This window comes from Enterobacter cloacae complex sp. 2024EL-00711, from assembly GCF_047529885.1.
In the GTDB taxonomy this organism is placed as follows: domain Bacteria; phylum Pseudomonadota; class Gammaproteobacteria; order Enterobacterales; family Enterobacteriaceae; genus Enterobacter; species Enterobacter ludwigii.
In genome coordinates, this window is record NZ_JBLIZC010000001.1 from 336,198 (window position 1) to 351,332 (window position 15,135).

Genomic DNA, 15,135 nt, shown 5'->3' on the forward strand with positions numbered 1-15,135 from the left:
AAGGCGTCCGTTACGGCGTGGACGCAGAAAATAAAAACGTCAGCTTAGAGAGAGCAAAAAGGATGCCAGGATGGATAAAGCGCTATGACAGGAGAAGTAACGAAGGATGTAAAAAGAACGACTCAGAATGGTACAGCGCTGCACTTTTATAATGCAGCGCTGTGGCGGAGGGTTTACCAGACTTCGCTGGCGATCTGCGTCACCAGGCGGACTTTGTCCCACTGCTGGGTTTCGCTCAGGCTGTTGCCCTCTTCGGTAGAGGCAAATCCGCACTGCGGGCTCAGGCAAATCTGCTCTTTAGCCACGTATTTCGCCGCCTCTTCCAGACGCGCCTTCACCCCTTCCGGGTTCTCCAGCTCGCCATTTTTGGTGGTAATAAGGCCGAGCACCACCTGCTGCTTGCCCGGGCGAACAAAACGCAGTGGTGCAAAATCACCGCTCCGGTCATTGTCGTACTCAAGGAAAAAGGCATCCACGTTGACCGTCCCGAACAGCACTTCAGCCACCGGCTCATAGCCCCCTTCGGAAATCCAGGTTGAACGGAAGTTTCCGCGACAGACATGCAGCCCGATGGTGAGATCGTCCGGCTTGCCCTCCAGTGCCTTATTCAGAACGCGGGCATATATACGCGCCAGCTCGTCGGCATCGTCACCACGCTCGCGGATCTGACGACGTTGATCGTCCGAACAGAGATAGGCCCAGACAGTGTCATCCAGCTGCAGATAACGGCAGCCCGCGTCGTAAAACGCCCGAATCGCGTCCCGCCAGGTGGTCGCCAGATCGTCAAAATAGTCCTTCAGATCCGGGTAGACCGTCGCATCAATGTCTTTGCGCCCACCGCGGAAATGCAGCACGCTCGGGCTGGGAATGGTCATCTTCGGCTGAGCATTCCCGCTAATGCTTTTCAGGTAGCGGAAATCCTCCAGCATCGGGTGATCGCCAAAGCCCAGTTTGCCGGTCACGCGCACGCCGTGGGCTTTGGTCTGTACACCGTTGAACTGAATACCCTGCTGAGAATCGTAACGCTCAACACCCTGCAGACCGTCGAAGAAATCAAAGTGCCACCAGGCACGACGAAATTCACCGTCGGTCACCACATGCAAGCCACAGGCGCACTGCTGCTCGACAACATGGCGGATCGCCTCATCCTCAACCGCACGAAGCTGCCCGGCATCAATTTCGCCGCTGGCGTATTTCAGGCGAGCCTGTTTGATGGCATCCGGACGTAAAAAGCTGCCAACTACATCGGCGCGGTATGGGGCATGGTGTCGTTGCATGGAAATCTCCTTTATCTGCCGACAATAATTGCCCGCAGTGATAATTCATTATTTGAATCTTTAGACTTCTGGATGTCTAAATGTCCAAAAAAAGATGTCATACCTGCCGCCAGCCGGCAAACGAGAAAATTTCACGGGTGTTGAAAAAAATTCATCTTCACAGTGCGGAGAGCGATTCCTGGCTCGCAAACTCAAACTTTTCATCTTCCCAGCCGGTGATCCCGCCGAGCATAATTTTCACCGGCAGCCCCAGACGCGCCAGCTTCAGCGCGGCTCTGTCCGCACCGTTGCAGTGAGGCCCGGCGCAATAGACCACAAACAGCGTGCCGTCAGGCCACTGGGCCATGCGTTCGGCGGTAATCTGACTCCACGGCATATGTAGCGCACCGGGAACGTGACGGCGGGCGAACTGCTGCGGGCTCCCGACGACGTGCAGCAGGACGAAATCCTGTTCATGATTCATGATGGCATGATGCACATCGGCGCAATCGGTCTCGACGCTCAGGCGGCGCAGAAAATGGGTAACGGCTTCCTGGGGTTCAGCAGCCGGAAATTCAGTAACATAACTCATGATCCTTCCTCATCTTTGGCGTTTGTGTTAACACTACTCTATCCACAAATTCAGCCCGTGAATGCGCTCGCTTATGCCAGAAAACAGCAAAAAGATGACAAACTTAAGACAGATTTCCCGCCCTCAGGTCATTGTGCTGGCGTATGACGGTTTGTGTACCTTTGAGTTTGGCGTGGCAGTGGAAATCTTTGGTCTGCCGCGTCCGGAACTGGGAGACGAATGGTATCGTTTTGCCGTGGCGGGCGTAGACAGCGGTGAACTTCGGGCGACCGGGGGGATTCGCCTCATCACCGACGGCGATTTAACCCTGCTTGAGACGGCCGACCTGATCGTTGTGCCCGGCTGGCGAGGACTGGATTCACCGGTTCCGCCCGCGCTCTGCGCGGCGTTACGTAAGGCCAATGCGCGGGGATGCCAGCTTTTGTCGATCTGTTCCGGCGTGTTTGTTCTTGCCGCTGCCGGGCTGCTGGATGGGCGTAAAGCCACAACGCACTGGCGCTATATTGAGGCGCTTAAGGCCCGTTACCCGGCCATCGAGGTGGTTGAAGATGTACTTTATCAGGACGACGGCGACATTCTCACCTCGGCGGGCAGCGCGGCAGGCATCGATTTATGCCTGCACGTGGTCCGGCGGGATTATGGGATGGAAATCGCCAACACCGTAGCGCGTCGTCTGGTCATTCCCCCGCACCGGGATGGCTCACTGCCGCAGCAGCTAAGCCGCCCGGTGGCGCAACTGCGCGAAAGTCAGCGTCTCGGTCAACTGTTTGATTTTCTGCACACCCATCTTGCCGTATCGCACAGCGTTGATTCACTGGCGCGTCGGGTCGGCATGAGTCAACGCACCTTTCTGCGCCGCTTTCAGGATGCGACCGGCACCACGCCCGCGCGCTGGCTGCTCAATGAGCGCCTGCTGAGGGCAAAAGATTATCTGGAAAGCAGTCGCTTAAGTATCGACAGCATCGCAGAGCAGACCGGATTCGGTCAGGCATCGACCCTGCGTCACCATTTTCGGCAGCAGTTCGCCCTTTCACCGGCCCAGTATCGCAAACACTATTCGCGTCCTGCCCGCTAGTGGCCGGATTGCAGACAAAAAAAACCGCCATAATATGGCGGTAAATGCTTGCATGGATAGATTTGTATTTTGGTCTCTACGTCCCGACACTCCATGGCCGGGCAGCGGATCTCTTACAAACTAACATCCATAGTCTCAATGAAAGGTAAACAGCCTGATTAACCCGCTTTGGTATTGATTTGCAAATAACGCATCAGACCCTGCTCCGCGCTCTGTTTTGCATCATCATTGATGGCTTCCAGATAAAACGAACGCGACACACCATACGGTGCTTTTTCAGACGGATAAACCGCGAACTCGAATGTTTTACCTCTTGCCTGATTGGTGCAGCCTAATTGCCAGCGCTGGTCATCAATTCTGGTGCTATTACAGGCCACGCGTCCGTAATCGCTGGTTAAATATGACCCAACACGCGCTTTCGCGGACTGAATATATTCTGGTTCGTCATTACTAATAGAGTAAATACCTGCACCCGCCCCAACAGCAACCACCAGCAGCGCAAGCGCTATCATTTTTTTCATTTAACAAGACCCATTCCTTAGCCAGAGTTTAACCATTATATAGGATTTATCCTTAAAGCTAGTGGCTAATTACGTACCAGAATTGGCGGTTAACAAACTTGATGCTAATTTTAGGAAAAGTCTCATCACAGCTGTCGCCGCACAGAATTTGACACTCTCTTTGCGCTAATTTGAATTTTTGAATAATTTCCCGAAGAAATTATTGGCATGATAGTCCCGCGATGGCATTCAACGGTGAAATAATGATGAGAAAAGGGTTAACGCTGATATTGCTGGTGTGTGGGTTATTTTCAGGTCAGCTGATGGCAGGACATAAAGGCCATGAATATGTGTGGGTAAAGAATGTGGAACATCAGCTCCGCCATGAAGCGGATAGCGATGAATTACGCAGCGTTGCAGAAGAGTCAGCGGAAGGTTTGCGCGAACACCACCTGTGGCAGAAATCGCGCAAACCAGACACGCACTTTCGGTAATTAATTACCCTTACGCTTCGGCAGGGTTTTCATTAAATCGTCCGGGCTCACGGAGGCCACAACGCTACCCGGTGACGGCATTTTGAAAATATGATTTTTCATCTTGCCAATCACATGCATTTCGCACGGACGGCAGTCAAATTTCAGGGTCAGCACTTCGTCGCCATTCACCAGCTGCATCGGTGTGGCCTTCCAGCTTTTAATATTCCCTTTCGCCTGTTTCGGGCAGAGGTTGAAGGCGAAGCGCAGACAGTGCTTGGTGATCATCACCGGCACATCGCCCTTCTCTTCATGCGCTTCATAGGCTGCGTCAATCAGCTGTACGCCGTGACGGTGATAGAATTCACGCGCTTTGTGGTTATAGACGTTCGCCAGGAAGGACAAGTGCGTGTCAGGGTAAACCGGCGCAGGAACGGTTTCGGCCTTGCGGCTGCCGCGTGGATAGTTAGCCAGGCGGGCGGCATCCAGCATTTCTGCCGTCTCGCGGCGGAACTGATTCAGCTGGCTGTTCGGAACAAACAGGGCATCCGGCAGGTTAACGTCGATATGACGCGCGTAGTAAAGGGTCTGCCCCAGCTTCGCCACGCCATCCTTCAGGTTGTTAAGGGCTTTTTCCGCGTTGTTTGCCACCTCGAACAGACCATCAAGCGTATGCGTCACGCTGATACCGTCTTCACAGGTCATGGTCAGGATCAGTTGCTCTTCCCAGCCGCCCAGTTCAATGTCCACCGCGATACGACGTTCGCTCGAGGTTTTCAGCAGCGCCTGCTGCCAGTTGTGGTCAAGGTTACGGTTCAGTGCCGCGTTAGGGCGCGCTTTGTAGAGATCCGCAGGCATCTCGTTTGGCCATACGCGATAGCGATTTTCACCGGTTTTTTCCACCGTATTCGCACGGAAGCCCACCACTTCACGCTTGATCATCACGTTCAGGCCATCGCCGTTGGCCAGCGGCTCGGTCACTTCCACGTCGAGGTGATCTTTTGCCACTTTCAGCACTTCACCCACCGGTAAACCGATAAACTTCGGTGAATCAAACGCACCGATATCCCCTTTACGGGCATTCACAAAGTAGTCAGTGCTGCCGCGGTGGAAAGTTTTGTCCGTTGACGGAATAAAGAAATGCTCGGTACGACCGGCCGACGCACGCGCCAGGTCACCGCGATCTTCAATGATGGCATCCAGCATCTGACGATAGTGAGCGGTGATATTCTTCACGTAGCTCATGTCTTTATAACGCCCTTCAATTTTGAAGGAGCGCACGCCGGCGTCAATCAGCGCACCCAGGTTGGCGGTCTGATCGTTATCTTTCATCGAGAGCAGGTGTTTTTCGAACGCCACAACGCGGCCCTGATCGTCCTTCAGGGTATACGGCAGACGACATGCCTGAGAGCAGTCGCCGCGGTTGGCGCTGCGCCCCGTCTGGGCGTGGGAAATATTGCACTGACCAGAATAGGCGACGCACAGCGCGCCGTGGATAAAGAATTCAATGGTTGCGTCGGTCGCCTGGTGAATATCGCGGATCTGGTTCAGGTTCAGCTCACGCGCCAGCACGATCTGGGAAAAACCCACGTCAGAAAGAAACTTCGCCTTCTCTACCGTGCGGATATCGCACTGGGTACTGGCGTGCAGTTCAATGGGAGGAATATCCAGCTCCAGCACGCCCATATCCTGCACAATCAGGGCATCGACGCCGGTCTGGTAGAGGTCGGTAATTAAACGTTGCGCAGGCTCCAGCTCATCATCATGCAGAATGGTGTTCAGGGTCACGAACACTTTCGCCCCAAAGCGATGGGCGAACGGCACCAGTTCAGCAATATCGCTCAGGCTGTTGCTGGCGTTATGGCGGGCACCAAAGCCAGGTCCACCAATGTAGACGGCATCAGCACCATGAAGGATCGCTTCACGGGCGATGGAGGCGTCGCGGGCCGGGCTTAAGAGTTCGAGATGATGGGATTGCAGGCGCATACTTCGTCGTTATCCGTTATGGTCAAAATGGCGGCTATTGTAGTCAGAAGTATGCGGCAGCGAAACAGTTTTGCGTCGCTTCAGCGGGGATAATGGATCAGGGAGTGAAAATGCACCGGCCGGTCGCTGCTGTTGCGATAGGCGTGCGGTTTATCCCCGGCAAAACGCACCCCCGAATCGGCAGTAATGGTCTGCCACTCGCCATCGATGTTCATCTCCAGTTCGCCGCTGATCACCACCACGTGTTCAATCACGCCAGCCTCGTGGGGCGTGGATTCGCTCAGGGTGCCGGCAGCGAGGGTTATCGAAAAGTGGTCAAACTTTAGCGTCTCATCCCACGGGAATAACGGTTTCACCACCATCGCCTGCTGTTCCGGGTCGAATACCGCCTGCCTGTCAGCTGCCGGCGTGATGAAGGCAGAAAAAGGGATGTTCAGCCCCGTGGCGATTTTCCACAACGTGGATACCGTCGGGCTGGATTCATTGCGCTCGATTTGCCCGAGCATGGCCTTTGAAACGCCGGTCTCTTCCGCCAGTCTGGCGAGGCTCCAGCCACGCGCCTGACGCTCGGTTTTCAGTGTGTAAGCAAGATGTTGTGTGATGTCCATGTTCCCTCCTGATGCGACCGATCATACCACTTGTACGCTATAACGCACAGTGTTACCTTAGGGCGGACGTTATAACGCACAACGGAGTTTTTATGCGCCCTTCATCCTCACTCTTTTCTGCCGTTCTCGCCGGTTTTGTCGCCGTTCTGGTGGGATATGCCAGTTCCGCCGCCATTATCTGGCAAGCCGCCGCTGCCGCAGGAGCAAACGCGCAGCAGATCGCCGGCTGGATGACGGCCCTGGGGATAGGTATGGGGGTCAGCACGCTGGCGCTTTCCTGGTGGTATAAAGCCCCGGTACTCACCGCCTGGTCTACGCCCGGCGCGGCGCTGTTAGCCACCAGCCTGCACGGGGTAACGCTTGCCGAGACCATCGGGATTTTTATCTTTGCCAACGCGCTCATTCTGCTGTGCGGCGTAACCGGGTTGTTTGCTCGCCTGATGAAGCTTATCCCGCATTCCCTTGCCGCCGCTATGCTCGCCGGGGTGCTGCTCAGGTTTGGACTGCAGGCGTTCAGCAATCTTGAGGGGCATTTTTTACTGTGCGGCAGCATGCTGGCGGCATGGCTGTTCGCCAAAGCGCTGGCACCCCGCTACGCCATTGTCGCCACGTTGCTGGTGGGCAGTATGGTGGCCTGGGCGGGAGGTGACGTTGTCACAAAAGAGTTAACCCTTTCCGTGGTGATGCCCACGTTTATCGCGCCGACCTTTACGTTAACCAGTCTGATAAGCATTGGCGTGCCCTTCTTCCTGGTCACCATGGCGTCCCAGAATGCGCCGGGCTTCGCCACGATGCAGGCTTCCGGCTATCCTCTGGCCGTATCACCGCTGATGATCGTCACCGGAGGGTTGGCACTGGTGTTATCCCCGCTCGGCGTCTTTTCCATCTGTATCGCCGCGATCACCGCTGCGATTTGCCAGAGCCCGGATGCGCACCCGGATGCCAGCAAACGCTGGCTTGCCGCCATGGCCGCAGGAGGATTTTATCTGCTGGCGGGCATTTTTGGCGGATCCATTTCCGGGTTGATGGCCTCCCTTCCCCTGAGTTGGATCCAGATGCTCGCCGGCCTGGCGCTGCTGGGCACCATCAGCGGGAGCCTGTATCAGGCACTGAACAACGAAACGGAGCGCGACGCGGCAATTGTCACCTTTCTGATGACCGCCAGCGGCGTCACGATCCTGGGTATTGGCTCTGCGTTCTGGGGGCTGGTGCTGGGCGGCGTATGTTATACGGTCTTTTCACACCTTCGCCGCGCGTAGCTGCGAGGGCGTTATGCCCATCATGCTGCGAAAGCGGTTACTGAAATGGCTGGCGGAGTTAAACCCGCAGGCCAGCGCGATATCCGTGAGCGGTGTGGTTGTGTGCTGCACCAGCGCTTTGGCTTTCTCCATTCGACGCTGCATCACGTACTGATGCGGTGCCAGCCCCATGGACTGACGGAACATCCTGGCGAAATGATACTCGCTCAGCGCGGCCTGTTCGGCCAGTTCCGCCAGCGTTAGCGGCTGGGAAAGGTTCTCTTCGATAAACGCCAGCACGTTACGCAGCACAAACGGTGACAACCCGCCGGTCACCACCGGCAGTTTCCACTGCACGCTGGAGTAATTCTGTAACAGGTGGGTCATCAACAGCGTAGACGCGGTACTCAGGGTGAGCTGGTTAGCTTTTTGCTGCCAGTCGCAGCCGAGCAAAAACTGACGGTAAAGCGCGGTAATTTTCGGATCGCTGCCGAAAATCTTTTCATCCAGCGTCAGGGACAGCGGGCGCTTGTCCCAGATTTTTTCCCCGACATCACGCAAATGCTCATCGGTGCAGTAGAGATGGACAAACGACAGGTCATCGCGAATATCCCACGTCGATTCACTCTCTTTTGGCATCAGACAGAAACGGTCCGGGCCGCCGCCGTTTTTCCAGCCGCCCGGCGTTTTTTGATAGCTCTCATAACCGTCCGCCACGTACAGGCTGAGGGTATGGTGATTACTTTTTACGGTTATCGTGTCGTGCTTGTTGTACCAGGCTGCCAGTTGAATACCGGAATTCAGCGCAACGGTTTCCCGCAGCACGGCGTTCTGCTGGCGTAGCGTTTCAAAGGTATCGTAAGCGCGAGACATAGCTATTAACGGGTGAGTAATCAGACTCTCAGTCTATGAAGTGTTGCACCACGATGCCAGATCTGCAGCCACAAAAAAGCGCAAGAATATGCAAGTCCACCGCAAATCGGTGAAAGCAATGTCATGCCACTCGCGCCAGACTGCACTTTTCGCTGTGTGAGAAGAGAGCAACAATGAACGCATTACTCTATGGACTGGTGGTGGTGATATGGGGAACAACCTGGATTGCCATTTTCCTGCAACAGGGGCCAGTCGCAGCTCCGGTGTCAATTTTCTGGCGTTTTGCCGTGGCCTGCGCCACGATCATGATCGTCTTAATTGCCCTGCGTCGGCTTCGTAAGCTGGCCTTGCGGGATCATCTCTTTTGCATGCTGCAAGGATGCTGCGTTTTTTGCTTCAACTTCTGGTGTTTTTACACCGCCGCCGCGCACATCAATACCGGGCTGGAGTCGGTGATTTTCTCGATGGCCGTACTGTATAACGCCATCAACAGCTTTATTTTCTTCGGTCAGCGCCCACCCGCACGCTTCTGGACGGCGGCGGCCCTGGGGCTTATCGGGATCATCACCCTCTTCTGGGACGACCTGCTGGCGAGTGGCTGGAGTGCCTCCCTGCTGACGGGGATTGGCCTTTCAGCACTGGGGACCTACGGGTTCTCGCTGGGCAATATGATCAGCATGCGCCACCAGCGAAAAGGGCTGGAGACCATGACCACCAACGCCTGGGCGATGTTTTACGGTACGGTCATTATGGGCTGCATTGCCCTGTTCCGGGGTGACAGTTTTATCCCCGAATGGACGGTGAGTTACATTGGCGCGCTGCTTTATCTCGCCATTTTTGGTTCGGTCATCGCTTTTGGTGCCTACTTCACGCTGGTGGGACGCATTGGCCCGGGCAAAGCGGCATACAGTACGCTGCTCTTCCCGCTGGTGGCGCTGTCCATCTCCACGGTCTATGAAGGTTACGTGTGGCATCTCAACGGCATCATTGGATTACTGCTGATTCTGGGCGGGAATATGGTGATGTTTACGAAACCGGAAACCTGGTTCAGACGTTTGCGTATGGCATAAAAAAAGGCCTGCATTGCTGCAGGCCGTTTTGATTATTTCGCGGTTTTCTTAACATCAAACATGGTGGCATCCGTCGCCATGTCATCCACAACCTGTTTTAACGTTGCGAAGCCCATTGGCGTGTTTTCGTTCGCCAGCTCTTTACCTTCGCCTTTACGCACAACCTTCATGACCGGCTTATTCGTCGCCGAATCAATCAGCTCGCCTTCGAAGAAGAGGTGGGTATCCATGGTGCGGTGCCCCGTTGCCATCTGCGTACCTGCAACCACTAACGCGACGGGCACTACTTCATAGAACTGCAGACCTTCTTTCTGTGAACTCACACCGGTAATCGCACCGCGGAAGATCAGGCTGTGTTTACCTGGCGTTGTAACAACAGGTTTACGCTGGCTGATTGCCGCTTTCATTTTGGTGTTGGTATAAGCCAGAAGCTCATCAAGCGTTTTTTGACCAATTTGGGTCGTTGGTTTTGGCGCTGGATAATAGGTGATTGGCGTCCATAAAATACTGTCGTAATTTGCCTCGTTATACGACGGGTCGACCCAACGCAGCGTCGGTTTACCCGTTGCGGACGTTGTTTGCTGCAATCCAGAATAATCTTTTAAAAAGCCTGAATATTGTTCGGGGGCGGCGACTTTAGACGAACAGCCCGCTAACGCCAACAGACCAGAAAGCACTGCAACTTTAAAAAAAGTGTGAGTACGCATGATGGTATTCCATGTTATCTGCAAGTATGCATTTGAAGTTATAGCAAAAGTCTGGCGGGTTTGTTGTGACAAAAAATGATGTAAGCAGCACAAATTGCGAAAAGATTGCCCGACTGAACGCCGGGCAGAGAAAAACTACTGATTAATATCAACCTGCCAGAACAAATGCTTGCCAAACGGATCGATTTCATAGCCCGTGACTTCCTTGCGCACCGGTTCAAAAATCGTCGAATGGGCAATCATTACTGCCGGCATCTGGTCATGCATCATCTGCTGGGCCTCTTTATACAGCGCCACGCGTTTATCATGATCGGTTATCGATTTCGCTTCAGCGATAATTTTATCAAATGGTTTGTAGCACCATTTGGCGGAATTAGATCCACCGTTAGCCGAAGTACAGGTAAATAACGGACCAAAGAAGTTATCCGGGTCGCCGGTTGCGGTGGTCCAGCCCATCAGCGCGGCCTGATGTTCACCGCCCTTCACCCGCTTAAGATACTCGCCCCATTCATAGGTGACGATTTTGGTCTGGACGCCAACCTTCGCCCAGTCGGCCTGAATCATCTCCGCCATCCGTTTTGCGTTCGGATTGTAGGGGCGCTGAACCGGCATCGCCCATAAATCGATGCTGATGCCGTTTGCAAAACCAGCCTCCTTCAACAACGCTTTCGCTTTCTCCGGATCGTAGTCGTAATCCTTCAGTTCGCTGTCGGCGCTCCAGACGCCCGGTGGCAGCAGGTTTTTCGCCGCCGTACCGGTGCCATGGAATACCGCGTCAATGATGGCCGGCTTATTGATGGCCATTGCCAGCGCCTGGCGAACCTTCACGTTATCCAGCGGAGGTTTTTGCGTATTGAAGGCCAGAAAACCGGTATTCAGCCCGGCTTTACTCATCAGATTAATGTCTTTATTAGCCTTCATGCGCGGCAGGTCCGCCGGGTTTGGAAACGGCATCACCTGACATTCATTCTTCTCGATTTTGGCAAAACGCACCGAGGCATCGGGCGTGATGCTAAACACCAGTCGATCCAGCTTCGATTTGCCCTGCCAGTACTCCGGAAACGCAGTGAACAGGATGCGCGAATCTTTCTGGTACTGCGCCAGCTTAAACGGCCCGGTGCCAATCGGGTCCATATCCACCTTCTCCGGCGTGCCGGCTTTCAGCATCGCGTCGGCATACTCCGCCGACAGGATCGAGGCGAAATACCACGCCAGATCGGCGACAAACGGCGCTTCCGGATGGGCGAGCGTAAAGCGCACGGTGTGCTCATCGACTTTATCAATGGCCGTGATCAGGCTACCGAACTCAAGGCTCTCGAAATTGGAATAGCTGCCGTTAGAGACGTTGTGATAGGGATGGTTTACATCCTTCTGGCGCATAAATGAGAAAATCACGTCGTCGGCGTTAAAGTCGCGCGTCGGGCTGAACGATTTATTACTCTGGAATTTCACCCCTTTACGCAGATGGAAGGTATAAACCTTGCCGTCCTCGCTCACCTCCCAGCGTTCCGCCAGGCTCGGGACCAGTTCCGTTGTACCCGCCCTGAAATCGACCAGCCGGTTATAGACCGGCACGGCACTGGCATCCACGCTGGTTCCCGACGTGTATAACTGAGGATTAAAGTTTTCCGGCGATCCTTCAGAGCAATACACCAGCGTTTTTGCCGCAACGGTGGAACTGACCGTGAGCGCAGCAAGTGCCAGCGTTAACATTGTGAGTTTGCTTTTCATCATTTATTCCTGTCTTTTTAATTCGACGGCTAATTAATTCTTTTGCCATTTCATAAATATCATTAAAGTGATGTAGCAAACACCTGAAAAATAAATACAGAAGGAATCACTATGGGCTCGGCACTCTCCAGACAATTAACGCACCGCTTCTTCCGCTATCTCGCCATCACCAGCCAGAGCGATCCCAGAGTGAACACCCGTCCCTCTACGCCGGGCCAGCACGACATGGCGCGTGAGCTGGCCCAGGAGCTGGCGCAGCTGGGTTTAGACGACATTGTGATTGATGAATACGCGACGGTTACTGCGGTTAAAAAAGGTAATGTAGCCGGGGCGCCACGCATCGGTTTTATTACCCATATTGATACCGTCGATGTCGGTTTATCACCGGATATTCATCCGCAAATATTAAAATTTACGGGTGAAGACCTCTGTTTGAATAAAGAGAAATCAATCTGGTTACGCGTAAAAGAGCATCCGGAAATTCTGGCTTACCCGGGTGAAGAGATTATTTTCAGCGACGGGACCAGCGTATTAGGCGCAGATAATAAAGCCGCCGTCACCGTGGTCATGACGCTGCTGGAAAACCTGACGCCAGAACATCAGCATGGCGACATTGTGGTCGCGTTTGTGCCGGATGAGGAGATCGGCCTGTGTGGCGCGAAGGCGCTGGATCTAAAACGCTTTGACGTTGATTTTGCCTGGACCATCGACTGCTGTGAGCTGGGTGAGATTGTTTACGAGAACTTCAACGCCGCGGCGGCAGAGATTCGCTTTACCGGCGTAACGGCTCACCCCATGTCCGCCAAAGGCGTGCTGGTTAACCCACTGCTGATGGCGACAGACTTCATCAGCCATTTTGACCGCCAGCAAACCCCGGAATGCACCGAGGGGCGTGAAGGCTATATCTGGTTTAACGGCATTCAGGCGGGGCAAAACGAGGCCGTCTTAAAAGCGAATATCCGTGATTTCGATAAAGCACAGTTTGCCGCCCGCAAGCAGCAGATTGCCGATGTCGCGGCGTTGATTGCCGGGCAGCATCCTACGGCAAAGGTGGAGTATCGCATTGAAGATACCTACAGCAATATCAGCAATGCGATTGGTGAGGATCGTCGCGCTATCGACCTGATGTTTGAGGCCATGGAATCCCTTGGGATCACGCCCAAACCGACGCCAATGCGCGGCGGTACTGACGGCGCAGCGCTCTCGGCAAAAGGCCTGCTCACGCCAAACTTCTTCACCGGCGCGCATAACTTCCACTCGAAGTTTGAGTTTTTGCCGCTGTCGTCGTTTGAGGCCTCATACAACACGGCCCTGCAGCTCTGCCTGCTGGCCGCCCGTTAAGCGGGCTTGCGCGCCAGCAGCGTGGCAAAACGCAGTTTGATGCGGTTACCGTTCTCGTCGGTGCGGTGCAGTTCGCCCACCTCTTCGTTGTACTTGAGCAACGCCCAGCCCTCGTAGTAGTTGCTCAGTTCACCGCTTTTGAACGCAAACGGGAAGCCGACGGTGCACGGGTAATCCGCCGTGTCCATCGCGGCAACAATCAGGTTATAACCGCCGGGTCTGGTGCAGCGCTGCATATTGCCGATCAGGCCCGGAATGGTTTTCGCTTCCAGGAACATCAGCACCACGGTAGAGAGAATAAAATCGTATTCGCCCTCAAAGCTCAGGTTGTTCAGATCTTTGATTGCCGTCTGCAGGTTTACGATGCCTTCTTCCGCTTTGATACGCTCAATATTATCGATACTCAGGGGATTTTTATCCCACGCGGTCACGTCGTAACCGTTGGCTGCCAGATAGAGGCTGTTACGCCCGTTACCACAGCCCAGATCCAGCGTTTTACCCGGTTTCACAATGCCCGCGCTGTACAGCACTTCTGAGTGCGTACGGGTTAAGCCATATTTCTCTGTGAAGTAATTTTCATCAACAGCCATTATTTTTCCTCAGATTGCATAAGCAGCGCTTTATCAGTGCGCACCAGAAGTTTGCCCTGTATCAGCAAGATAAACGTTCGTACCAGCAGCATCCCGATGATGACATTGGTAAAGATAAACAGTGGGACGGCAATGGCGTGGAAAAAGCCCGACGGACTGCTCTGCCCAAGATGAAGCCCCGTGGTGGCCAGGGCCGACACGCCAAACGAGAAGCTCCAGAACGAGGCGTTAAACGGCTGGGACAAATACCATGGCATCAGCCGTAACATAAACAGCAGTTGCAACAGGCCGTAGCCGAACAGCATTTTGGCGAATGTATCCGCCTCACCGCCATTGACGCTAAACCAGGCGCTGCAGGCCACCAGCGCGGGAGCCAGCTGAATACCCAGCGAGGTTCGCAGCGCGGAAGGCAACTCCCCGGCGCTACGAAGTCGTTGCAAAATCACCGGCTCAAGGCTGAGCCAGGAAAAAACGCCCGCCCCGAGAAACACCAGTCCGGCATCGTTAAACCCCAGCGCGCCGCACGCCATGGCGCTGATAAAGTTGTTTGCCACCGTGGGCAGATATAACCCCGGCGTGGTGGCCTCTTGCGGATGGTTACCGCGCCATAATCCGGCGCTTTGCCAGGCAGCATAAGCCAGCTGTATGGCCACCCCGACGCCAAATAACACCAGTGACACCGGACGCAGCCAGGGTACAAAACCGATGGCGACCAGCATCGTTGTGGCGGGAAAAAGGCTGACAAAACTGCTCATCACCGGGTGGCGCATCTCGGCCAGCACACTTCGCGGGAAACGGATCGCCCGGGCGATAAACGCCACCGTCAGCAAAAACCAAATCACAATCGCAAGGGCCACCAGGCTCTCACCAGGCCAGCGCGTCACGGGCCAGAGCGTGCTGGCGTATCGCCAGGCGAAGCCCATCCCAATGATGCCAAGCACCATACCGAAGTAACCCGCGGGCAGGTTAAGCACTTGTTGAGCGTTGTTATTTTTATTCATTAATTTGAATTTTTAAAATGTATTTTAAATGCCATTTTAAGGGGTTTCCGCGACGGATGCCAGCACTACGAAACGCCGAAAGTTTGCTACGTTT

Annotated in this window: 15 protein-coding genes; 5 read left to right on the forward strand and 10 right to left on the reverse strand. The window is 54.4% G+C overall.

What is annotated here, in order from left to right:
* Window positions 1–173: 173 nt before the first annotated feature.
* Both ACMVME_RS01645 and ACMVME_RS01650 read right to left on the reverse strand, forming a co-directional pair.
* A complete protein-coding gene (locus ACMVME_RS01645; protein WP_047366215.1) occupies window positions 174–1,277 on the reverse strand; it encodes a cobalamin-independent methionine synthase II family protein in 1,104 nt (367 codons plus the stop codon).
* Window positions 1,278–1,434: 157 nt separating this feature from the next.
* Entirely contained in the window at window positions 1,435–1,848 is a 414-nt protein-coding gene (locus ACMVME_RS01650) for a rhodanese-like domain-containing protein (RefSeq protein ID WP_414743342.1), read from the reverse strand.
* Between the two features lie 73 nt (window positions 1,849–1,921).
* On the opposite strand from ACMVME_RS01650, the gene ftrA reads away from it, so the two are divergent.
* A complete protein-coding gene (gene ftrA / locus ACMVME_RS01655) occupies window positions 1,922–2,923 on the forward strand; it encodes a transcriptional regulator FtrA (RefSeq protein ID WP_041162599.1) in 1,002 nt (333 codons plus the stop codon).
* 158 nt (window positions 2,924–3,081) lie between these two features.
* On the opposite strand, the gene ACMVME_RS01660 is transcribed toward ftrA, so the two are convergent.
* A complete protein-coding gene (locus tag ACMVME_RS01660; protein WP_014170029.1) occupies window positions 3,082–3,444 on the reverse strand; it encodes a hypothetical protein in 363 nt (120 codons plus the stop codon).
* A 242-nt stretch (window positions 3,445–3,686) separates the two neighbouring features.
* Between ACMVME_RS01660 and ACMVME_RS01665 the strand changes: the two genes are divergently transcribed.
* Window positions 3,687–3,917 (forward strand): DUF2554 family protein, encoded by a 231-nt coding sequence (locus tag ACMVME_RS01665; protein ID WP_025204219.1) that lies wholly within the window; start codon window positions 3,687–3,689, stop codon window positions 3,915–3,917.
* Here the strand turns inward: ACMVME_RS01665 and ACMVME_RS01670 are convergent, their stop codons facing one another.
* Both ACMVME_RS01670 and ACMVME_RS01675 read right to left on the reverse strand, forming a co-directional pair.
* Window positions 3,918–5,882 carry a peptidase U32 family protein gene (locus ACMVME_RS01670; RefSeq protein ID WP_040017455.1) on the reverse strand — a complete coding sequence of 655 codons (1,965 nt, stop codon included), beginning with the start codon at window positions 5,880–5,882 and terminating at the stop codon, window positions 3,918–3,920.
* 80 nt (window positions 5,883–5,962) lie between these two features.
* Window positions 5,963–6,490, reverse strand: coding sequence for a helix-turn-helix domain-containing protein (locus ACMVME_RS01675; protein ID WP_068794626.1), 528 nt, complete (start codon window positions 6,488–6,490; stop codon window positions 5,963–5,965).
* A 92-nt stretch (window positions 6,491–6,582) separates the two neighbouring features.
* Between ACMVME_RS01675 and ACMVME_RS01680 the strand changes: the two genes are divergently transcribed.
* The gene (locus ACMVME_RS01680) at window positions 6,583–7,749 is read left to right on the forward strand and encodes a benzoate/H(+) symporter BenE family transporter (RefSeq protein ID WP_068794625.1); all 1,167 of its coding nucleotides are present in this window, start codon (window positions 6,583–6,585) and stop codon (window positions 7,747–7,749) included.
* Here the strand turns inward: ACMVME_RS01680 and ACMVME_RS01685 are convergent.
* Window positions 7,729–8,601: a helix-turn-helix domain-containing protein gene (locus ACMVME_RS01685; RefSeq protein WP_025204220.1), complete on the reverse strand. Its 873-nt coding sequence runs from the start codon at window positions 8,599–8,601 to the stop codon at window positions 7,729–7,731. The two genes, ACMVME_RS01680 and ACMVME_RS01685, sit on opposite strands and share 21 nt — an antisense overlap.
* A 173-nt stretch (window positions 8,602–8,774) precedes the next feature.
* On the opposite strand from ACMVME_RS01685, the gene ACMVME_RS01690 reads away from it, so the two are divergent.
* Window positions 8,775–9,671 carry a DMT family transporter gene (locus ACMVME_RS01690; protein WP_014170023.1) on the forward strand — a complete coding sequence of 299 codons (897 nt, stop codon included), beginning with the start codon at window positions 8,775–8,777 and terminating at the stop codon, window positions 9,669–9,671.
* A 32-nt stretch (window positions 9,672–9,703) separates the two neighbouring features.
* On the opposite strand, the gene ACMVME_RS01695 is transcribed toward ACMVME_RS01690, so the two are convergent.
* Complete coding sequence (locus tag ACMVME_RS01695; RefSeq protein WP_020884175.1) at window positions 9,704–10,378, reverse strand: DUF3313 domain-containing protein; 675 nt, start codon at window positions 10,376–10,378, stop codon at window positions 9,704–9,706.
* Window positions 10,379–10,513: 135 nt separating this feature from the next.
* Window positions 10,514–12,109: an ABC transporter substrate-binding protein gene (locus ACMVME_RS01700; protein ID WP_068794624.1), complete on the reverse strand. Its 1,596-nt coding sequence runs from the start codon at window positions 12,107–12,109 to the stop codon at window positions 10,514–10,516.
* A 111-nt stretch (window positions 12,110–12,220) separates the two neighbouring features.
* Between ACMVME_RS01700 and pepT the strand changes: the two genes are divergently transcribed.
* Window positions 12,221–13,450, forward strand: a complete 1,230-nt coding sequence (pepT, locus tag ACMVME_RS01705) for a peptidase T (RefSeq protein WP_068794623.1) — start codon at window positions 12,221–12,223, stop codon at window positions 13,448–13,450.
* Here the strand turns inward: pepT and tehB are convergent.
* Window positions 13,447–14,040, reverse strand: coding sequence for a tellurite resistance methyltransferase TehB (gene tehB, locus ACMVME_RS01710; RefSeq protein WP_032678133.1), 594 nt, complete (start codon window positions 14,038–14,040; stop codon window positions 13,447–13,449). The genes pepT and tehB overlap by 4 nt on opposite strands.
* Window positions 14,040–15,041, reverse strand: coding sequence for a dicarboxylate transporter/tellurite-resistance protein TehA (tehA, locus tag ACMVME_RS01715; protein ID WP_068794622.1), 1,002 nt, complete (start codon window positions 15,039–15,041; stop codon window positions 14,040–14,042). Before tehA ends, tehB begins: the two co-directional genes overlap by 1 nt.
* Window positions 15,042–15,135: the final 94 nt, after the last annotated feature.